The 19800-nt window shown below is 66.8% G+C and carries 16 protein-coding genes and 1 riboswitch; of the genes, 8 read left to right on the top strand and 8 right to left on the bottom strand.

Annotation, left to right across the window (positions count from 1 at the left end; genetic code table 11):
* The 5 genes from ASD82_RS04810 (at position 1) to ASD82_RS04795 (ending at position 7271) form a co-directional block, all read left to right on the top strand.
* On the top strand, positions 1-567 hold the full coding sequence (locus ASD82_RS04810; protein ID WP_056716225.1) for a manganese efflux pump MntP family protein: 567 nt from the start codon (positions 1-3) through the stop codon (positions 565-567).
* 132 nt (positions 568-699) lie between these two features.
* Positions 700-864: a hypothetical protein gene (locus ASD82_RS17645; protein ID WP_157599005.1), complete on the top strand. Its 165-nt coding sequence runs from the start codon at positions 700-702 to the stop codon at positions 862-864.
* On the top strand, positions 861-5042 hold the full coding sequence (locus ASD82_RS04805) for a response regulator (protein WP_056716222.1): 4182 nt from the start codon (positions 861-863) through the stop codon (positions 5040-5042). The genes ASD82_RS17645 and ASD82_RS04805 overlap by 4 nt, the downstream gene beginning before the upstream one ends.
* Before the next feature lie 91 nt (positions 5043-5133).
* Positions 5134-6294, top strand: coding sequence for a two-component system response regulator (locus ASD82_RS04800; RefSeq protein WP_056716218.1), 1161 nt, complete (start codon positions 5134-5136; stop codon positions 6292-6294).
* Positions 6295-6812: 518 nt separating this feature from the next.
* A complete protein-coding gene (locus ASD82_RS04795; RefSeq protein WP_157599186.1) occupies positions 6813-7271 on the top strand; it encodes a hypothetical protein in 459 nt (152 codons plus the stop codon).
* A 193-nt stretch (positions 7272-7464) separates the two neighbouring features.
* Here ASD82_RS04795 and fusA read toward each other — a convergent pair whose 3' ends face one another.
* The 4 genes from fusA to ASD82_RS04775 all read right to left on the bottom strand — a co-directional run bounded on the left by fusA (position 7465) and on the right by ASD82_RS04775 (position 11548).
* The gene (fusA, locus tag ASD82_RS04790) at positions 7465-9594 is read right to left on the bottom strand and encodes an elongation factor G (RefSeq protein ID WP_056716211.1); all 2130 of its coding nucleotides are present in this window, start codon (positions 9592-9594) and stop codon (positions 7465-7467) included.
* Between the two features lie 103 nt (positions 9595-9697).
* On the bottom strand, positions 9698-10360 hold the full coding sequence (locus ASD82_RS04785; RefSeq protein WP_056716208.1) for a M24 family metallopeptidase: 663 nt from the start codon (positions 10358-10360) through the stop codon (positions 9698-9700).
* Positions 10361-10373: 13 nt separating this feature from the next.
* Positions 10374-10736, bottom strand: coding sequence for a DUF1304 domain-containing protein (locus tag ASD82_RS04780; RefSeq protein WP_056716205.1), 363 nt, complete (start codon positions 10734-10736; stop codon positions 10374-10376).
* A 77-nt stretch (positions 10737-10813) separates the two neighbouring features.
* Complete coding sequence (locus ASD82_RS04775; protein ID WP_056716292.1) at positions 10814-11548, bottom strand: 2OG-Fe dioxygenase family protein; 735 nt, start codon at positions 11546-11548, stop codon at positions 10814-10816.
* Positions 11549-11746: 198 nt separating this feature from the next.
* A riboswitch (SAM riboswitch) is annotated at positions 11747-11862 on the top strand.
* Positions 11863-11949: 87 nt separating this feature from the next.
* On the opposite strand from ASD82_RS04775, the gene ASD82_RS04770 reads away from it, so the two are divergent.
* The 3 genes from ASD82_RS04770 to ASD82_RS04760 all read left to right on the top strand — a co-directional run bounded on the left by ASD82_RS04770 (position 11950) and on the right by ASD82_RS04760 (position 15345).
* Positions 11950-12990 (top strand): homoserine O-succinyltransferase, encoded by a 1041-nt coding sequence (locus tag ASD82_RS04770; protein ID WP_056716289.1) that lies wholly within the window; start codon positions 11950-11952, stop codon positions 12988-12990.
* 85 nt (positions 12991-13075) lie between these two features.
* Positions 13076-14266 (top strand): cystathionine gamma-synthase, encoded by a 1191-nt coding sequence (gene metB, locus ASD82_RS04765; protein WP_056716202.1) that lies wholly within the window; start codon positions 13076-13078, stop codon positions 14264-14266.
* Complete coding sequence (locus ASD82_RS04760; protein ID WP_056716200.1) at positions 14263-15345, top strand: homoserine dehydrogenase; 1083 nt, start codon at positions 14263-14265, stop codon at positions 15343-15345. Before metB ends, ASD82_RS04760 begins: the two co-directional genes overlap by 4 nt.
* 9 nt (positions 15346-15354) lie before the next feature.
* Here ASD82_RS04760 and ASD82_RS04755 read toward each other — a convergent pair whose 3' ends face one another.
* From ASD82_RS04755 to ASD82_RS04740, 4 genes are all read right to left on the bottom strand, one after another.
* Entirely contained in the window at positions 15355-15642 is a 288-nt protein-coding gene (locus tag ASD82_RS04755) for a helix-turn-helix transcriptional regulator (protein ID WP_200950218.1), read from the bottom strand.
* A complete protein-coding gene (locus ASD82_RS04750; protein WP_056716195.1) occupies positions 15639-16970 on the bottom strand; it encodes a HipA domain-containing protein in 1332 nt (443 codons plus the stop codon). The genes ASD82_RS04755 and ASD82_RS04750 overlap by 4 nt, the downstream gene beginning before the upstream one ends.
* A gap of 126 nt (positions 16971-17096) precedes the next feature.
* Positions 17097-17705, bottom strand: a complete 609-nt coding sequence (locus ASD82_RS04745) for a YceI family protein (RefSeq protein ID WP_082585242.1) — start codon at positions 17703-17705, stop codon at positions 17097-17099.
* A 146-nt stretch (positions 17706-17851) separates the two neighbouring features.
* Positions 17852-19516 (bottom strand): APC family permease, encoded by a 1665-nt coding sequence (locus ASD82_RS04740; protein ID WP_056716192.1) that lies wholly within the window; start codon positions 19514-19516, stop codon positions 17852-17854.
* Positions 19517-19800 lie beyond the last annotated feature (284 nt).

The raw sequence follows: 19800 nt of genomic DNA, 5'->3' as shown, positions 1-19800 counted from the left end.
ATGAATCCTGTTTCCATCCTGTTGCTCGGCTTCGCCATGTCCACCGACGCGTTCGCCGCGGCGATCGGCAAGGGTGCGGGCATGACGCGCCCGCGGCTGTCCCAGGCCATGCGCGCCGGGCTGATCTTCGGTGTCATCGAAGCGATCACGCCGGTGGTCGGCTGGCTGCTGGGCAGGGGCGCTTCGCGCTATATCCAGGCCTGGGATCACTGGGCCGCGTTCGCCCTGCTGCTGGCGCTGGGCCTGCACATGATCTGGAACGGCGTGAAGCCGGAGTCGGACGAACCGGCCGACGAGACGAAGAAGCATGGCTTCATCGGCCTTGCACTGACCGGCCTGTCCACCAGCATCGATGCGCTGGCGGTGGGCGTGGGCCTGGCCTTCGTCGATACGCCGATCGCCGTGGTTGCCGTGGTGATTGGCCTGTGCACGTTCAGCATGGTCACGCTGGGCATCATGCTGGGTCGCGTGCTTGGTGCGATGGTGGGTCGACGCGCCGAGGTGATTGGCGGCATCATCCTGATCGGCGTAGGCGCGGTGATCGTGTACGAGCACCTGTCGGCTTGAGGTCACGCCGGCGCGGGGGGGGCACGCGCGCAGCACCTTCATGGCACATGCACGCCGCGCATGTGAACGTGGAGTGGAGGCGCGAGTGACACCATCGCGCATGCCATCTCTGTCGCGTTGCGGGGAGGCCATATGGGCCAGAGACTGCAAGGAAAGAGCGTCCCGATCCTGTCGATGGACGGCGTCGCGCTGACGCGGATCATCCCTGGCAGCGCCGGCCCCGTGTGGGTGCCCATGCCCGGCACGGCAGCCGGGAATCCGGCAGCGGCCGTTCTCATCGGCCTGGGCCACCAATGAAGTTCGTGTCGAGCCTGATCTCGTTCGTTCAAGGGCGTGGCGGTGGCGTCACTCCCTTCCGCAACTGGCTGCCCCTGGTCGCCGCGTCGAGCGCGATCGTCATCGTGTTGTTCAGCGTCGTCGCGGCGAACCGGATTCGCGTGCTCGACCAGCAGTCGGTGCGTTCCCAGCTCAAGGCCAGCCTCGATGCCGCCGCCGATCTCCTGCAGGTGCTGTACAGGAACCAGATCGAGGCTACCGCCGCCATCGTGAAAGACCCCGAGTTGATCGACCTCACCCGGGCGTTTTCGCTGAGTCCGGCAGACGCCGGGGCGCGTTCGAGGATGACCGCGTGGGCGGCCCAGCGCCAGACCCAGTACGGCTTCAGGATCTACGTGCTCTACAGCCCCGCGGGCACGATCCTCGCCGTGGATGATCCGGTGCATGTCGGCGACACTTCGCAAGTACTGACCGCGATGCTGCCCAGGCTCGACACCGACGGCTATGCGGTTTCCGCACCGTTCCGCGCAACCAAGCTGTCACGTCGGGCGAAGGCAGAGGGTGACCGCGACTTCGTGCAATTGGCCTGCCGCACCGTGGCTGACGGGGCGCAGGTACTGGGCTACTTCTGCATCGGGTCCAACCCGCGCAAGTTGCTGTTCCCCCTGCTTGCGGCCGGCTGGCAGGGAGAAACCGGCGAGGCGATGCTGATAGGGCGCGATGCGCGCCTGCGCACGCCGAGCCGCTTCGAATCGGCTTTCGAAGGAAATCCGTCGACGCCGCAGGGCAATCATGTCAGCCGCCTGTACGCCCGCGTGCCATCGAGCCATTCGGCGACATCGGACAAGCTGCCGCTTCCGCTGGACAGCGATCCGCCGACGCGGCTGGCGCAGGCAGTGCTGGCCTCGAACGGCGGCGAAAGCTGGTTCATGGATGACTACCTCGACTACCGCCGGGTCCCGGTGGTGGGCGCGGGCCAATGGCTGCAGGGCATGAATCTTGGCCTGATCGTGGAAATCGACGAGTCCGAGGCTTATCGACCTTCCCGATTCGCCGCGTTCTGGGTCTACGCCCTGGCGGCGACCGCGGTGACCTTGTTGTTGCTGCTGTCGTACCGCGACGCACGTTTGCGTCGCGACATGCAGCGCAGTGAGGCACGGCTTGTCAGCTTCTTCAGCAACGCGCCCGCCTACATGTGCATCCAGGCCGCCGATGGGAGGTATGTGCAGACCAACTCCCGATTTGATTCGATAGCACCACTGATCGGTGTCTTCGTCGATGCCGCGGGCTACGAAACCACCGAGTCGGAGGGTCGGGCTCAACGCGAGCGGCAGCGTGACGAAGTGCTGCGGACGCGCGAGCCCGCGCGATTCGACACCAGCTTCATCGACGCCCAGGGCCAGACCAGACACCACCAGTTGGTGCGGTTTCCCATCGAGGTGTCGGGTGAGAAGGCGCCGGTGGGCGTGGCCACCGTCGGCGTGGACAACACCACCGAGGTTCGCGCCAGCGAGGCGCTGCGGCGCTTTGCCGACGAACTCGAGGCCAAGGTCGGCGAGCAGACCGTCAAGCTGGCCGGCGAGCGTGAGCGCCTCCAGATGATCCTGGATACCAGTCCGATCAATATCGACTTCTCGGTGGACGGGAAGATCAAGTTCGCCAATCCCCGGTTCATGAAGACCTTCGGAATGGGGCCGGGCGACGACTGGCGTCGTCTGTACGTGGACTTGCGCGAACGCGAAGACCTGATGGAGATCATCCGGCGCGACGGATTCGCCAGGAACGCGGAAACCCACCTGCTTGTCCGCGATGGCAGCGTTCGCGACATGCAGGGCACCTACGTTCCGCTGTCGTTCGATGGCGAGGACGGCATCATCGGCTGGCTGGTCGACGTTACCGAGCGCAAGCGTGTCCAGGGCGAGGTGCTGCGGGCGAGAGACATTGCCGAGGAGGCGACTCGCGCCAAGAGCGACTTCCTGGCCAACATGAGCCACGAGATACGCACGCCGATGAACGCGATCATCGGCATGTCCTACCTCGCCCTGCAGACCGCGCTGGACCCGCGCCAGCGCAACTACATCGAGAAAGTCCACCGCGCCGCCGAGAACCTGCTGGGGGTGATCAACGACATCCTCGACTTCTCGAAGATCGAGGCAGGCAAGATGGCCATGGAATCGGTCGACTTCCGTCTGGAAGACGTGATGGACAACCTTGCCAACCTCGTCGGCCTGAAGGCCGAACAGCGCAACCTCGAACTGCTGTTCGAAATCGCTCCGGACGTGCCCACCGCGCTGGTCGGCGACCCGCTGCGACTGGGGCAGGTCCTGGTCAACCTGGGCAACAACGCCGTCAAGTTCACCGAGAAGGGCGCGGTGGTGGTCAGCGTCGAGAGGGTTGCCATGAAAGGCGACCAGGTCCAGCTGCATTTCCAGGTGCGCGATTCGGGAATCGGCATGACCGGCGAACAGGTCTCCGCGCTGTTCCGGTCGTTCTCCCAGGCCGACAGTTCGACCACGCGCAAGTACGGCGGCAGCGGCCTGGGCCTGGCCATTTCGCGCCGGCTGGTTGGCATGATGGGTGGCGAGATATGGGTCGACAGCGAGCCGGGCCAGGGCTCGACCTTCCACTTTCATGCGCTGCTGGGCGTACAGGCCATGCCTTCGCTTCGCCCCGAGCTGTATGCCGACGATCTCAACGGATTGCGCCTGCTGATCGTCGATGACAACCCCGTGGCACGCGAAATCCTGGCGACGATAGCCACCGAGTTCGGCGTGGACGTCGATACCGCCAGCGGCGGTGGCCAGGCACTGGTGATGATTGCCGAGGCCGCGGCGGCGACCGGTGGTCATCCCTACGACGTGGTGCTGACGGACTGGAAAATGCCGACGATGGATGGTGTGGAAACCATTCGCCGCCTGCAGGAATACACCGCCATGACGTCTTTCCCCGCGGTGATCATGGTGACCGCCCATGGTCGCGATGAAGCACTCGATGCAGCGGCAAGAAGCGGCGTCCGGGTCCAGGCTGTGCTGACCAAGCCGGTGACCTTCTCGTCGTTGTTCGACGCCGTGGTCGAGGCGCTGGGCAAGGGCAAGGTTGTCGACTCCCGCGTCCATCGCAAGGCCGAACGCAACAGCGAGGCCTTGCGTCGGCTGCGTGGCGCCCGCGTGTTGCTGGTGGAGGACAACGACGTCAACCAGGAGCTGGCCAGGGAGATCCTGACTCAGGCCGGGATGGAGGTGATGGTCGCCGGTCACGGCCAGGAGGCGCTCGACATCCTCGGCCGGGACAGCCATTTCGACGCGGTGCTGATGGACTGCCAGATGCCGGTGATGGACGGCTACGAAGCCAGTCGGGCGATCCGCGCCCAGCCTGCGCTGGCGGGATTGCCGATCATCGCGATGACCGCCAACGCGATGATCGGCGACCGTGAGAAGGTCATCGATGCCGGCATGGTCGACCACATTGCCAAACCGCTGCGCGTCGCCGACATGTTCGCGACGCTGGCGAAATGGATCAGGCCTTCCGCTTTGTCATCTGCTGTCGTCCAGAAGAGCGCCATGCCGGCGCAGGAAATCCCGTCGTCCGGCATCACCGGCCCGACTGCCAGCTCGCTGCCGCCGTTGCCGGGCATCGACGCGAAGATCGGCCTCGCCGCGGCGATGGACGACGTGGCGCTGTACACGCGCCTGCTGACGATGTTCCGCGACAGTCAGCGCGATTTCGAAACACGCTTCCTGAAGATGTCGGGGCAGGGCGATCCGGCCGATCGACAGCGTGCGGCGCATACCCTGAAAGGCCTGGCCGGCACCCTGGGTGCACGGGCGCTGGAGACGTGCGCCGCCGCACTGGAACTTGCCTGCATCAACAGTGCGGGCGCGGACCGCATCGTCGATTTGCTTCAGCGTACCTGCGTCGAACTGGACAAGGTCATGGCTGGCCTCGCCGCCCTGACCACGCATGAGCCGGAGGCGCTCGCCGTGCCTGCCAGCGCGGACCCGGAGTACCTGCAGGGACTGGTCCAGCGCCTGCGCATCCTGCTGCTCGATGGCGACGCGGAGGCTGCCGCGGTGATCGAGGAGATCCTCCGGCTCACCGGAGGGACTTCGCATGCATCCGCTTTTCATGACGTGGCGCGTGCCATATCGGCTTTCGATTTTGAGGCAGCGCTGACGGCGCTCGATGCGCTTTCGCAGTAACGCGCCGATCACGGATTTTTTGCCCGGAACCCATGCGTGTATGTTAGACAGGTTCTCAGGGAATGCAGCCGCGAAGCAACGGAGACAGGCAATGAGCGAATCGGAAACCCGGGAAGTCGTGCTGGCCATCGACGATACCGCGGAAAACCTCGCCCTGATCAGCGAGGTGTTGCGCGGGGAGTTCAAGGTGAAGGTCGCCCCTGGTGGTGCGCGCGGATTGCAACTGGCGCAGGCGTCGACGCCACCGGATCTGATCCTGCTCGACATCATGATGCCGGAGATGGATGGCTACGAAGTGCTGCGGCAGCTTCGGGCAGACCCGCGAACACGGGACATCCCGGTGATCTTCCTGACCGCGATGAGCTCGGTCGAGGAAGAGCGCCGCGGCCTGGAGCTGGGCGCCGTCGACTACATCACCAAGCCGATCAGTCCGCCGCTGGTGCAGTCGCGCGTGCGCAACCATCTGCAGCTCAAGGCGGCGCGCGACTTCCTGAAGTACAAGAGCGAGTTTCTGGAGCGCGAGGTGCAGCGGCGCACGCGGGAAGTCACGATGATCCAGGAGGTGACGATCCGCGCCCTGGCATCGCTGGCCGAAACCCGCGACAACGATACCGGCAACCACATCCTGCGCACCCAGCATTACGTGAAGCTGCTGGCGCAAAAGCTTGCCCGTCACCCGCGATTTGCCGCCTTCCTGACCGAAGGCACGATCGACCTGCTGTTCAAGTCGGCACCGCTGCACGACATCGGCAAGATCGGCATTCCCGACCGGATTCTGCTCAAGGCGGGCAAGCTGACGCCGGACGAATTCGAAATCATGAAGATGCACACCACGCTGGGCGGCAACGCCATTGCCAATGCCGAAGCCGCCATCGGCGAGGAGATCGGCTTCCTGCGTTATGCCAAGGAGATCGCCTACAGCCACCAGGAATGGTGGGATGGCAGTGGCTATCCGAAGGGCCTGAAGGGAGACGAGATACCCATTTCGGCAAGGCTGATGGCCGTGGCGGACGTGTACGACGCACTGATCAACAAGCGCGTATACAAACGGGCGATATCCCATGAAGAGGCGGTGCAGGTCATCCGCGAAGGACGCGGAACGCACTTCGACCCGGACATCGTCGATGCCTTCCTCGGCTGCGCGGACGGCATCCGCGAGATCGCGAACCGCTACAAGGAGTCATCGCAGGTCCTGGTGCGGCAGGCCGAGCGGATGATCACGGACCTTGGCGGCGAAGAGATCGAGATGTAGGGGAGCAGCGGCCCTGTCCGGGTTCACGCCGGATGATGCCTGCTCCGGCGCTGCGCGCATCCCCGTTGGTCAAGCTGTCACACAGGACCCTCCGTGCCGGGCTCCATGCCCCGTGCCGCCGCTCGGGGTTCCGGAAGACCGAAACGCGACGAGTGCGAACGTCACTTCCGGAAAGATTCCCGGCACGTTTTCACACATGCCTTTGCTTGCGCCGGAACATTGCCGGCGTGAGGCCCGCGTGGCGGACAATCGCGTATTCCTGCCGAGGGCGCCTGGTGCCAACATTGCAGGCCTGGAAAAGGCGAACGCACATGATCCCATTCACGGCAAGCTCTATCACGCCACGGTCGCGGCGCGCCTGCTTGGTCCCTGCTTGGTCGACGCACTGACGGGGCGGCTGCCGGCCGGGCCGAGCTGCAGAGTATGCGTGCGGACATGATCGCGGGAACTCCCGTACAGAAGGGCTTGAACATGTCGATTTGGGAATTGAGAACACTCCGGACAAATTCGCTCCGCTCGTGCCCAGCGACGCGCAGGTAAATTCGGGGGTCTTCGAATTTGACGGCACGCCCAGGCAATGGAAGCGGCGGCCAGTCGTCGAGGTTTACCAGGAGGGCCGGAAGAAGAATCACCTGCCTCGCGGCGATGTCAGCCTGCTGCTGGCCGGCTCTTTGGTGCTCAGCCAGAAAGCCGCCGACGCGCTGGGGCCCTTTCTGGCGCAATTCGGGCAATTGCTTGAAGCAAAGGTGGACGACAAGGTCGAGTATTTCTACAACGTCACGCGGGTGATCGACTGCATCGATCCTGATCGCTCCGAGCGACGCTCCTCCGGGTCTATCGTCAAGGAGGCCTTCAGAGCCGATGCATTGCCGGTCGGGCCAACGGTCTTCAAGGATCCGCGAACGGCGCGCATCCGAATCTATGTCAATGACGAAGCCAGGCAGGTCTGGAGGCGAGTATCGCCGCGAATGGCCTGACCGGCTTTGAACTGGCTCAGCTCGGCGCCGGTTGAAGTTCCCGTTGGCCATGTGTGCACCTGTGCCGTCTTGATCCGTTGGCCGGTACCGGATCGCCATCATCCTTCGACACGAACACGAAAGCCCGGGAGCAACTCCCGGGCTTCCGCATTTGACACTGAGGCAGGATCAGGTGGCGGTTGAGAACGAAGCCTTACTTCGCCTCCTTCTCCATCAGCTTGTCGACCATGCTGGCCGGCACTTCCTGGTAGTGATCGAAGATCATCGAGAAGTTGCCGCGGCCGCTGGTGGCCGAGCGCAGGAAGTTGATGTAGCCGAACATTTCCGACAGTGGCACGAAGCCCTGCACGAAGGCCGACGTGCCCTTCTGGCCCTGGTCGGTGATGGTGCCGCGGCGGCGGTTGATGTCGCCGATCACGTCGCCCAGGTAGGTCGCCTCGGTGACCACTTCCAGGCTCATGATCGGCTCCAGCAGCTTCGGCTTGCTGAGCTTCTGCGCCTCGCGGAAGCACTGGCGGGTGGCGATCTCGAAGGCCAGCGCGGAGGAGTCGACGTCATGGAACTTGCCGTCGATCAGCCGCGCCTTGAAGTCGACCACCTCGTAGCCGGCGACCTGGCCTTCGCGCGATTCGGTCTTGATCGCGTGTTCGACCGCGGGGATGTATTCGCGGGGCACGCGGCCGCCGACCACCTCGTCGGAGAACACCACGCCCGAGCCCGGTTCGCCCGGCTCGAAGATCATCTTCACCTCGGCGAACTGGCCCGAGCCGCCGCTCTGCTTCTTGTGCGTATAGGTGTGCTCGACGGTCTGGCCGAACGCCTCGCGGAAGCTCACCCGCGGCTTGCCCATGCTCGCTTCCACGCCCAGTTCGGTGCGCATGCGGTCGATGGTGATTTCCAGGTGCAGCTCGCCCATGCCCTTGAGCACGGTCTGGCCGGTTTCCTGATCCACTTCCATGCGCAGCGAGGGATCGGCCTTGACCATCTTGTAGAGCGCGGTGGACAGCTTGTCGACGTCGTTGCGGCTCTTCGGCTCGACCGACACGCTGATCACCGGGTCGGGGAAGCGCATGCGCTCGAGCAGCGCCGGATGCGCCGGATCGCTCAGCGAGTCGCCGGTCTCGGTGTCCTTCATCGAGACGAAGGCGCAGATGTCGCCCGCGCGGACTTCATCGATCTCTTTCGTGTCGTCGGCCTGCACTTCGACGATGCGGCCCACGCGCTCCTTCTTGCCGCGGGTGACGTTGAGCAGGGTGTCGCCCTTCCTGATCACGCCGGAGTAGATGCGGCAGAAGGTCAGCGTGCCGAACTGGTCGTTGATCACCTTGAACGCCAGCGCGCGCGCCGGCGCGTCGTCGGTCACCGCCTGTTCGCCGACGACGTTGCCGTCCTCGTCGACCATCGCGATGCCGCCGTTCTCGCCGGGGTAGGGCAGGTAGTCGACGACCGCGTCCAGCAACTGCTGCACGCCCTTGTTCTTGTACGACGAGCCGCACAGCACCGGCACCAGTTCACCGGTGACGGTGCCCTTGCGGATGCAGCGCTTGAGCACGGCCGGGTCGAATTCGCCGGTGTTGATCAGGTGTTCGAACGCGTCGTCGTCCAGCGCCAGCGCGCTTTCCAGCAGGTCCTCGCGCAGCCTGGGCAGGTCGGCGATCCACGCGTTGTCGGCGTCGGAGCCGAACTTCAGGCGGTCTTTCAGCTGTTCCAGCGGCACGCTCTCCCACACGCTGTCCTTGTCGTCGGAGGCCCAGATGTAGCCCATGCCGGCGACCAGGTCGGCCATGCCCACGAATTCGTCGCTGCTGCCCAGCGGCACCTGGCACAGCAGCGCGTTGGCGCCGAGGCGCTCGCGGATGCCCTTCACGCAATGCGCGAAGTTGGCGCCGATGCGATCCATCTTGTTGACGTAGCACAGCCGCGGCACCTTGTACTGGTCGGCCAGGCGCCAGTTGGTCTCGGTCTGCGGCTCCACGCCGGCGACGCCGTCGAACACCACCACGGCGCCGTCCAGCACGCGCAGCGAGCGGTTCACCTCGATGGTGAAATCGACGTGTCCCGGGGTGTCGATGACGTTGATCTGGTGGCCCTTCCACACCGCCGACACCGCGGCCGACTGGATCGTGATGCCGCGCTTGCGCTCCTGCTCCATGTAGTCGGTGGTGGTGGAACCCTTGCCTTCCTTGGTGTCGTGCACGTCGACGATCTGATGCTTCTTGCCGGTGTAATACAGCACGCGCTCGGTGGTCGTGGTCTTGCCCGCGTCGATGTGCGCGATGATGCCGATGTTGCGGTACAGATTCAGGGGTTTGTTGCGGGCCACGGGCAGAACTCCATAGGGCGGCACGATGACGTGTCGGGAACAGACGGCTCAGATGCCGTCTGTTGCGGGGATTTTCAATGCAGGCGGTGCGACGGCCACGCCGTCAGCCGGACAGCAGGTCCTCGTAGAACGCGCCGAACGGTTCGGTGGGATGCGCGATCTGGATCTCCAGTATCCACAGGTCGCGTGACGGCGGCGCGCCCAGGTCGGCCAGGTCGCCGCCCTTGTGGATCGCGTGCGGGAAGTCGCCCACCCGGTGGCCCTTGGTGGCCTGGTTGAAGCGCCAGCCCATCGCGGCGGCGCGCGCCTCGGCGAACGCATACAGCGCCTGGCCGCTCAGTCCCTGGCCACGCCAGGCGTCGGCCACCTCGTGGAACAGCGCGCGCGCCGCCTCGGCGCAGGCCTGCTGTTGCGGGGCATCCCCGATCACGAAGGTGTCGCCGACGTCGCCTTCGTGGCCGTCGAAGACCAGGCCCAGGTCGATGAAATAGCTGTCGTTTTCGCCCAGCCGCACGTCCGGATCGGAGGCTTGTCGGTAGGCCCTGGTGGTATTCGCGCCGATGCGTACCAGCACCGGATGCCACAGCCGCTCGCAGCCCAGTTCGCGGAACACCTCCATCGCCTCGGCCCTGGCCTCGTCCTCGCTGATGCCCGGACGCATGCGCTGGCGGATGCCGTGCAGGGCGTCCCAGCTGCGCTCGCGGGCGCGCTGCATCAATGCCGGGTCGTAGCGCTGGCCGACCGCTTCGCGGGGGAGTGAAGTCATGGGTGAGGGACCATCAGACCAGGTGAATCAACACCAGCGCGACCAGCGCGGGCAGCGCCTGGAACAACAGGATCTTCCGCGCCGCGGTCAGTCCGCCGTAGATGCCGGCGATCAGCACGCAGACGAGGAAGAAAAGCTTCACGCTGAAGCTGGCGCCGCCGTTGCCCAGCAGCAATCCCCATACCAGTCCGGCAGCGAGGAAGCCGTTGTAGAGCCCCTGGTTCGCCGCGAGCGCCTTGGACTGTTCGGCGAACTCCGCCGTGGTGCCGAATGCGCGGCGCCCGGACGGCCGCGTCCACAGGAACATCTCCAGCACCAGGAACCACAGGTGCAGCAGCGCAATCAGCGCGATCACGATGTTGGCGGCAACGGACATGGCGGGTTCCCTGGCTGGCGAGAGGAATGGCTGGCCCGCAGTGTTGCAGTCGAGCCGGTTGCCCGCAATCGCGACCCTCAGGCCGGTGCGGCGTCGCGCCGGAAGGTCACCACCAGCACGTCGCGATGTGCCGCTTGCGCAGGATCGAGCGGAGTCACCGCGGTCACGCCGTGGAAGACGCGGTGGTCGTCGACCAGGGCGGCGTCCAGCGGGTGGGTCAGGGTGAACTGGCCGACTTCGCGGCGATCGGCCGCGTGGATGGTGGTGGTGCCGCGCTCGATGTTCTCGCGGTCGATCAGCAGCACCAGCACGTAGTCGACGCCGTCGCGGTGCACGCCTTCGGGGGTGGGTTCGCCGGCCTCATCCGCGCGGGCCTCGATGCGGAACTGGTGCACCTCGACATGCCAGTGGCGCACCTGCGGCGCCAGCGCGCCGAAGCGCTCGTGGCAGAACGCGAGGATCCGGCGCAGGCTGGCGCCGTCGGCGATCGCCGGCAGCACCGGCTCGAACCAGCGCAGGATGTCGCCCTGCAGCGGGTTGTAGTGCAGGCTCTGGTAATGCGGCTGGTGCGCTTCGGCGCGCACGCCGTATCCGGCGTCGGCGGAGAAGGTGGCGTGCCGGCGCCGGCGATGGCGACCGCTGGCGGCCAGGTAGCTGTCCGGCGCCAGGTCGTTCCAGCTGGCGACGAAGGCGGGCCAGTCGGTCAGCGCCGAGGCGGGCAGCAGGTCGCGCATGTTGTCGGCGGTGACGAAGGCAAAACCGTCGCGCTGCAGCCGGGCATGCAGGGCGGACGTGTCGGGGTGGGGAGTCATCGGCATACGTTAGCAGGACGCGGAAGGCGCGGCGACGGCCTTGAACCGTCTTGGGTGGCCGCGGTTGCGAGGCGGTTCAGCGGGCCGGATGTGGGGTCGAAAGGCGCTCTTTCGGTCTTTTGCTAGGTGTATCCATATATACGTCTAGATGTTTAGACGTCTATTGACAGGTGATCGGCGAGGCCTCAAGATCCGCCTCACTCATCGAGACCGGCTGAGGGACAGGCCCTTTGAAGCCGGGGCAACCTGCGGAACGTTTCCGCCACGGTGCCAACTCCTGCGGGGATGCTTCGGCATCCACCGGTAGATGGGCGTGATCCGGTTCGCGGCGTGCTGCCGTCGTGCCATGGATGACGACCTTTCCGGTAGCTCGCAGGGCGATGCCGACCGGAGAGCGCGAGATGACCTTCCTGCCCGAAGCCCGCTGTATCGAGACGCGCTGTAGCGGCGCCGCCGACAGCGCGTCCCCGTCTTCCATCGAGCCGCGCGCCCGCCTCACCGCCCAGCGCGGCACGCGCCGGCTGCAGCTCAGCCCGAAGTACGGCGCTGGCGCGCGCGCGGTCGAGGTGAGCTATGCGTGGCATGGCGCGGCAGGCGCGCCCACGGTGATCGTGCAGGGCGGCATCTCGGCCGATCGCGACGTCAGCGGCCCGGCCGGCGCGGCGGCCCCGGGCTGGTGGCAGGAGCTGGTCGGCGACGGAGCGGCGATCGACCTGACCCGCTGCCGGGTGCTGGCGATCGACTGGCTGACCCCGGCGCAACTGGGCACTGCGTCCATCTCCAGCGAAGACCAGGCCGACGCGCTGGCCGCGCTGCTGCGCGAGCTGGGCCTGACCCAGGTGCATGCCTTCGTCGGCTCGTCCTATGGCGCGATGGTGGGGCTGGCTTTCGCCGCCCGCCATCCGCGCCAGCTGGAACGGCTGGTGCTGCTGGCCGGCGCCCATCGCGCCCATCCGCTCAGCACCGCCCAGCGCAGCGTGCAGCGCGGCATCGTGCGGCTGGGCCAGGCCAGTGGCAACGTCGATGAGGCGCTGGCGCTGTCGCGGCAGCTGGCGATCACCACCTACCGCGGCAGCGCCGAGTTCGGCCGCCGCTTCGCGGGCGCCCCGGCATTCCGCGACGATCGCTTCCACTTCCCGGTCGAGGACTACCTGGAACACCAGGGCCGCCGCTTCGTCGAGCGCTTCGACGCCGACCGCTTCCTCGCCCTGTCCGAGTCGATCGACCTGCACGACGTGGCGCCCGAGCAGGTGCCCACGCCGACCACGCTGATCGGCTTCCCCTCCGACCGGCTGGTGCCGCTGGCCGACCTGTGCGAACTGCAGCGTCGCCTGCGCGGGCCGGCCACGCTGGAAGTGGTCGAGTCGCCGTACGGCCACGACGCCTTCCTGAAAGAACCCGAACAACTCGCCCCCCTGCTGCGCGAAGCGCTGGCCCTGTAGCGCGGGCATTGCTCGCTCCTCAACGCGCCGATGGGCATTGCCCGCCCTGCAACAAGAACACCACGCACACGATCCGGAGATTGTCATGAGCGATACCACCGCCCCCTGTACCCGCGCCGTGCGCGCCGGCATCGAAAGCGACACCCAGCACGGCGCCGTGGTGCCGGCCCTGCATCTGTCGACCAACTACAGCTTCGCCGGCTTCGGTCGCAAGCGCGCCTATGATTACTCGCGCAGCGGCAACCCCACCCGCGACCTGCTGGGCGACGCACTGGCCGACCTGGAGCAGGGCGTGGGCGCGGTGGTGACTTCCAGCGGGATGTCGGCGGTGGCGCTGGCGCTGGAACTGGTGCCGGCCGGCGCCACCGTGCTGGCGGCGCACGACTGCTACGGCGGTACCTGGCGCCTGCTCGATGCCTGGGCGAAGAAGGGCCGCTTCAGCGTCGAGTTCGCCGACCTCACCGATCCGGTGTCGCTGGCCGCCGGCCTGGCGCGCCGCCCGGCGCTGGTGTGGGTGGAAAGCCCATCCAACCCGCTGCTGCGGATCACCGACATCCGCCACGTGGCGCAGGCCGCGCATGCGGTGGGCGCCCTGCTGGTGGTGGACAACACCTTCCTGTCGCCGGCGCTGCAGCAGCCCCTGCTGCTGGGCGCGGACGTGGTGGTGCATTCGACCACCAAGTACATCAATGGCCACAGCGACGTGGTCGGCGGCGCCGTGGTGGCGCGCGACGCGGCGGTGGCCGAGCAGCTGAAGTGGTGGGCCAACTGCAACGGCCTCACCGGCGCGCCGTTCGACAGCTACCTCACCCTGCGCGGCCTGCGCACCCTGGGCGTGCGCCTGCGCCAGCACCAGGAAAGCGCCGCCCGCATCGCCGAGCGGCTGGAGACCCACGCGGCCGTGCGCACCGTCTATTACCCGGGCCTGGCCAGCCACGCCGGCCACGTGCTGGCGGGGCGTCAGCAACAGGGCTTCGGCGCCATGCTGAGCTTCGAGCTGGAGGGCGACGTGGCCCAGGTCGAGGCCTTCGTCGATGGCCTGCAGTATTTCTCGCTGGCCGAATCGCTGGGCGGCGTGGAGAGCCTGGTCGCCCATCCGGCCAGCATGACCCACGCCTCGATGGCGCCGGAGGCGCGCCGTACCGCCGGCATTTCCGACAGCCTGCTGCGGCTGTCGGTGGGCATCGAGGATGGCGACGACCTGCTGCGCGATCTGGACGCGGGGCTGCAGCGTGCCATCGCCGTAAAGACGTCCAAACGCCGGGTGCCTGCATGAGCGCCGTGCTGGCCGAGCCGGCCCTGCTTCCGCGGCCGGAGTCCGCGCCTGCGATCGCCGTCGTCCTGCTGGGCACCGGTGTGGTCGGCGGCGCCTTGCTGAAGCTGCTGAACACCTCGTCGGCCAGTGCCCTGCGGCTGATTGGCGCGGCCAATTCGCGGCGCCAGCAGACCGAGCCGGCCCGGCTGGCCCAGCGCAACCTACGCGAACAGCTGAACCAGCACGGCGCGCCACGCGATGATGCCGGCCTGCTGGCGGCGCTGGACGCCAGCGGCGCGCCGGTCAGGGTGATCATCGACGCCACCGCCAGCGCGACCCTGGCCGCGCGCCATGCCGAGTGGCTGGCGCAGGGCTACCACGTGGTCACCGCCAACAAGGCGCTGGCCGGCGGCGAGCTGTCCGGCTGGCGCGCGCTGCAGGCCGCACTGGCGCAAGGGGGGCGCTACGGCGACTCGGCCACCGTGGGCGCCGGCCTGCCGGTGCTGTCGACCCTGCGCCGGCTGCGCCATTGCGGCGACGCCTTGCTGACCCTGGAAGGCGTCTTCTCCGGTTCGCTGTCGTGGCTGTTCAACCAGTACGACGGCAGCCGCCCGTTCTCCGAACTGCTGCGCGAGGCGCGCCAGCTTGGCTATACCGAACCCGACCCGCGCTCGGACCTTTCCGGCGAGGACGTGGCGCGCAAGCTGCTGATCATCGCCCGCAACGCGGGCTACGCCCTGGGCACCGACGAGGTGCAGGTGGAAGGCCTGGTGCCGCCGTCCTTGCGCGCGCTGGACACCGAGGCGTTCATGACGCGTTTGGACGAACTGGACGCCGCACTCGCCGCGCGCTGTGCCGAGGCCAGCTCGCGCGGCTGCGTGCTGCGCTTCCTCGCCCGCCTGAACCAGCGCGGCCAGGCCCGCGTCGGCCTGACCGAAGTACCGCTCAACCACCCCGCCGCGCGCCTGTACGGCACCGACAACCAGTTCGCCCTCACCACCACCCGCTACAACACCCAGCCGCTGGTGATCCAGGGCCCGGGCGCCGGCCCGGAAGTGACCGCGCAGGCCTTGCTGGGGGACGTGCTGGCGCTGGGCTGAAACTCAGGGTCAGGCGCCGGTATCGGATGGCGGTGTACGCGGCACGATGCCCACGCGCATGCCGAACGGTGCGAACACCGCGTTGAGCGTGCGCACGGTCGGGTTGCCCTGGTCGTGTTCGAGTTGTTGCAAGGTGTTGAGCGAGATCCGGCACATGCGGGCGAACTGGTCCTGGCGCAGGCCGGCCAGTTCGGTGCGCAGCCGCCGTACGGCCGTGCCGATGCCGGTGCGGCCGTCCAGCAGTTCCGCCTGCAATTGGGTCAGCAGGGCTTGGCGATCGGCGACGGACATGCTCATGCCAGCAACTCCCAGCGGCGCAGGCGCGCGTCAAGGGCGCCCAGCGCGATGCGCGGGTGATCGAACACGGCATTCGGCAGGCCGAGATCGCGCAGCAGGTCGGGCAGTGCGCGCAGCGTTGCGGCATCGTCGCGCAGTCCGCTGAACAGCTGCTGCGGATCACCCCATGGTTGCAGCGTCGAGCAGGCGGCCCGCCAGTCCACCTCGCCGGCGACCTCCGCCGGCGCGGGCCACTTGGTGGTGCGCGTGATGCCTTCCTCGTCCATCACCATCGGCGCCAGGTCATAGATCGGCGCCAGTTCCAGCCAGTCGGCGTGGCGCAGCACCGCGGTGTTGCGGCCGTGGTTGTCGCTGTTGCCCAGCGCCAGGTTGAGCAGGTCGCGGCGCAGGTATTCGCGCAGCAACGTCGGCACGTCACCGGCCTGGCCGGCGGCGTGCCAGGCCGCGACCAGCGCGGCGACCGCCTGCGGATGGGTCATGTAGCTGCCGGGGCGAGTCACCCCGGCCAGCGCGTAGACCGATTCCACGGCGGTGCGCTGCACGGTGGTGCCGTCAGCAATGCTGCGGTCGAAGCGCGGCAGCCACAGGCTGGGGCGAGTCGCCTCCTCCAGTCGCATCGCGTCACCGCCAACCGAGGCGATGTCCAGCTTCGCCAGTGCTCGATAGTAGTCGTGTTCCGCCCGCAGGATCGTCTGGTCGACCGGCCCGCCGTTGCCACGCGGGAACTTCACGAACCAGTGCCGGTGAGCCTGCGCGTCGTCCAGAGTCGCATCCGGGTGCAGCAGACCGCCGGCGTCCTCGGTGAGCAGCAACTTGGGTGCTTCGCCGCCGGCGCCGGTGGCGCCGCCGATCGCCGCGCCCTGTTCGTAGGCGTACTCCAGGAAACGCGTATCGCGGGCTACCACGTCGGCCATCGGGAAGCCGATTGACGGACCGGCCAGTGCCTCGAACGCCGATTTGATGCGCAGGTGCCCGACCGGTGCCGGCGTGCATTGCGCCAGCAGTTGCAGATCGGTGGCCCCGTCGTCGTTGCGTGCTGGCAGGCCCAGGCGTTGCAGCAGGAAGCGCCGCGCCGCGCCGCTCGGCTCGATGTCGAACAGGAACGCGGGCCACTGCGGCGTGGTGTGGATGCTCCAGTCCAGCGGCAGCGTCGCGCTGACCGCCGCCGCCGTGGGGGCGCCGAGCCGATCCAGTTGCGCCAACACGTAAGCGTCCAGATAGCCCAGCGTGCAAGGACTGGCGTGGCCATCGGCCGGTCGCAGGAAGGTCAGTTCCATGGCGTCGTGCCACTGGCCGTCCAGGTGAAGTTGCACGATGAGTGGTTCCACGGGGTTTCCGATACCTGATAAAACAGGTTCATCCTACCCGATTACGGCCTAAATAAACAATAGAATATGTTTCAAGGTCGTCTTTGAGCCAAAAAAAGCATTATAAAGACTATTCGATCACCCCGGTCAGTGTCCGGTGTGCGCCTCGGCGAGCGCCTCGACCTGGATGCGCAAGGTCACCGTCATGTCGAAACCGTAGGCCTTGCCTGCGTCCATGCCGTACGCGTCGCGCTTGAACGTGGCCAGCGCATCGGCACCGCAGACCTCGCGCTTGAACATCGGGTGCGGCATGCATTTGAAGCTGTTGATCTTCAGGTCCAGCGGATGGGTGACTCCGTGCAGGGTCAGCTGGCCGCTGACCCGGGTCGGCGCGCCGTTGACGAAGTCGACCAGCTTGCCGGTGTAGTGCGCCTGCGGGTACTTCGCCGTGTCGAACAGTTCCTCGCCCTGGGTGCCGGCGTTGAGCTGGTCCTGGCCGAAGTCGGCGCTCTTCATGTCGACGGTGACGTCCACCGTGCCGGTGCCGGCGGCCTTGTCCAGCATCACCGTGCCGCTGCTGTGGTTGAACTTGCCGCGCCACACCGACAGCCCGCCCATGTGGTCGGCCTCGAAGCTGGGATAGGTGTGATCGGGATCGATGTTGTACTTGACCGTGGCGGCGCTGGCCGCCGAGCCGAAGGCGAGCAGGGCGGCGAAGCACAGCGTGTTGAGCGAACGACAGGCCTTGGGTGACATGGGTGATTCCTCGGGTTGGGCGGCGTGGCGGTTTGCGCGAGTCTGCCATGGCGACGAATGGCCACGCGCATTTTCGACATGGGCGCTGCGCAAACAAAAACGCGCGGCCGATGGCCGCGCGCTGTGGTGGAACGAAGGGGCCGGTTTCAGTGCCCGGTGACCCGCTCGGCGGTTTCCTCGTCCGGTGGCACCAGCGGCGCATCCGGATCGTCATGCGCTTCCATCCGCGCCGCTTCCACCGACGGCGTGCGCCAGCCGGACTTCACGCCCCACAGGTAGAACGCCAGGCCGATCACCGCGACCAGCAGCAGGTCCCAGCCGTACGGCAGGTAACCCTTGCCGCCGAAGGTGGTGCTGCCGGCCCACGACACCACGGCCAGCGCGGGCAGGTAGCAGACCAGCCACCAGGCGCCCTTCATCTGGCGGCCGAAGTCGTGCCAGCCGGCCTTGGCCTGGTAGTAGAAGTACACCGGCAGCGCGACCACCATCAGCAGGATGATCTCGCCGGTCAGCGGCCACTTCGCCCAGTACAGCAGCTCGGTCGACATGATGAAGGCGATGCCGGCCAGGATCGGCAGGCCGGACAGCCGGAACGGACGGTGCAGTTCCGGTGCGGTGCGCCGCAGCGTCATCACGCTGACCGGACCGGTGAGGTAGGAGATGATCGTGGCCACCGAGATCACCGCCGCCAGCGAACCCCAGCCGCGGAAGAAGAACAGGAACAGGAACGACACCGCCAGGTTTACCCACATCGCCGGACGCGGCACGCCCCACTTCGGATGCACCCGACCCAGGATCTTCGGCAGCGTGCCGTTGCGCTCCATGCCGTAGAGCATGCGCGCGGTGGTGGCGGTATAGGTCATGCCGGTGCCGCTGGGACTGATCACCGCATCGATGAAAAGCAACGTCGCCAGCCACTGCAGGCCCAGGATGATCGCCAGATCCGCGAACGGCGACGAGAAGTCGATGCCATGCCAGCCCACGTTGGCCAGCATCTCGCGCGGCACTGCGCCGATGAACGAGACCTGCAGCAGCACGTAGACCACGGTGGCCAGCGCGATCGAGCAGACGATCGCGAACGGAATGCTGCGACCCGGGTTGCGCGCTTCGCCAGCCAGGTTCACCGGGCTCTGGAAACCGTTGAAGCTGAACACGATGCCGGCGATCGCCACCGCGGTGAGGATCGACGGGAAGTCAGTCTTGTGCAGCTCGCCGTGGATGCCGACGCTGAAGTTCTCCGGATGGAAGCCGGTCATGATCAGCAGCACCGCGGTAAGCGCGGGGATGACCAGCTTGAACAACGTGATCGCCGTATTCGAACGCGCGAACAGCTTCACGCTCCAGAAGTTGAACAGGAAATACGCGACCACCAGCACCGCCGCAATCAGCAGCCCATTGGTGCTCAGCTCGCCGTGGCCGCCGGGCACCTTGTGGTACAGGTCCTTCGCCCAGTCCCACTTCCACGACGACATGTACTGCGCCGACGCTTCCGCCTCCACCGAGATCACCGAGACGATCGCGATCCAGTTCGCCCACGCCGCGATGAAGCCGACCAGCGAACCGTGCGAGTAATGGCCGTAGCGCACCATGCCGCCGGACTCGGGGAACATCGCGCCCAGCTCGGCATAGGTCAGCGCAATCGTCATGATGATCGCCGCGCCCAGCACCCAGGCCCAGATCGCACCGGGGCCGGCGATCTGCGCAGCGCGCCAGGCGCCGAACAACCAGCCCGAACCGATGATGGAGCCCAGGCCGGTAAGCATCAGGGCGAACGGGCCGACGTCGCGGCGAATCGCGCGTTCTTGTGTCATGGAGGTTCCCGTAGCGGCGCCGAGCACGCCGTAAAGGGGTCGATGGTTGCAGAATCGGGCGGCGGATGTCACCTGTCGGTGGTCATGGAGCCCGTTTCTCTGCCTCCCTTTGGGGTAGAGGGTTGGTTCTCTATCTGGTTTCTTGACTAGCGCTACGCAGCGTGCCGCCGCTGGAAATGCCAAGACAATCAAAAGCCAAAGCTTTCGTGCGCCTGCGGCGCCCGAGCCACCTTTCTCTGAGTGGCCAGAGAAACGTGGCCCAAAGAGAGGCCACCCCGCTTCCG

The organism is Rhodanobacter sp. Root179 (assembly GCF_001428465.1).
Lineage (GTDB): Bacteria > Pseudomonadota > Gammaproteobacteria > Xanthomonadales > Rhodanobacteraceae > Rhodanobacter.
This window is presented reverse-complemented; position numbering and strand designations above follow the sequence as displayed.

Excerpts from the sequence above, each read along its gene's own strand:
- ASD82_RS04810 (WP_056716225.1), top strand. The coding sequence starts at position 1 with ATGAATCCTGTTTCCATCCTGTTGCTCGGCTTCGCCATGTCCACCGAC.
- ASD82_RS17645 (WP_157599005.1), top strand. The coding sequence starts at position 700 with ATGGGCCAGAGACTGCAAGGAAAGAGCGTCCCGATCCTGTCGATGGAC.
- ASD82_RS04805 (WP_056716222.1), top strand. The coding sequence starts at position 861 with ATGAAGTTCGTGTCGAGCCTGATCTCGTTCGTTCAAGGGCGTGGCGGT.
- ASD82_RS04800 (WP_056716218.1), top strand. The coding sequence starts at position 5,134 with ATGAGCGAATCGGAAACCCGGGAAGTCGTGCTGGCCATCGACGATACC.
- ASD82_RS04785 (WP_056716208.1), bottom strand. The coding sequence starts at position 10,360 with ATGACTTCACTCCCCCGCGAAGCGGTCGGCCAGCGCTACGACCCGGCA.
- ASD82_RS04780 (WP_056716205.1), bottom strand. The coding sequence starts at position 10,736 with ATGTCCGTTGCCGCCAACATCGTGATCGCGCTGATTGCGCTGCTGCAC.
- ASD82_RS04775 (WP_056716292.1), bottom strand. The coding sequence starts at position 11,548 with ATGACTCCCCACCCCGACACGTCCGCCCTGCATGCCCGGCTGCAGCGC.
- ASD82_RS04770 (WP_056716289.1), top strand. The coding sequence starts at position 11,950 with ATGACCTTCCTGCCCGAAGCCCGCTGTATCGAGACGCGCTGTAGCGGC.
- metB (WP_056716202.1), top strand. The coding sequence starts at position 13,076 with ATGAGCGATACCACCGCCCCCTGTACCCGCGCCGTGCGCGCCGGCATC.
- ASD82_RS04760 (WP_056716200.1), top strand. The coding sequence starts at position 14,263 with ATGAGCGCCGTGCTGGCCGAGCCGGCCCTGCTTCCGCGGCCGGAGTCC.
- ASD82_RS04755 (WP_200950218.1), bottom strand. The coding sequence starts at position 15,642 with ATGAGCATGTCCGTCGCCGATCGCCAAGCCCTGCTGACCCAATTGCAG.
- ASD82_RS04745 (WP_082585242.1), bottom strand. The coding sequence starts at position 17,705 with ATGTCACCCAAGGCCTGTCGTTCGCTCAACACGCTGTGCTTCGCCGCC.
- ASD82_RS04740 (WP_056716192.1), bottom strand. The coding sequence starts at position 19,516 with ATGACACAAGAACGCGCGATTCGCCGCGACGTCGGCCCGTTCGCCCTG.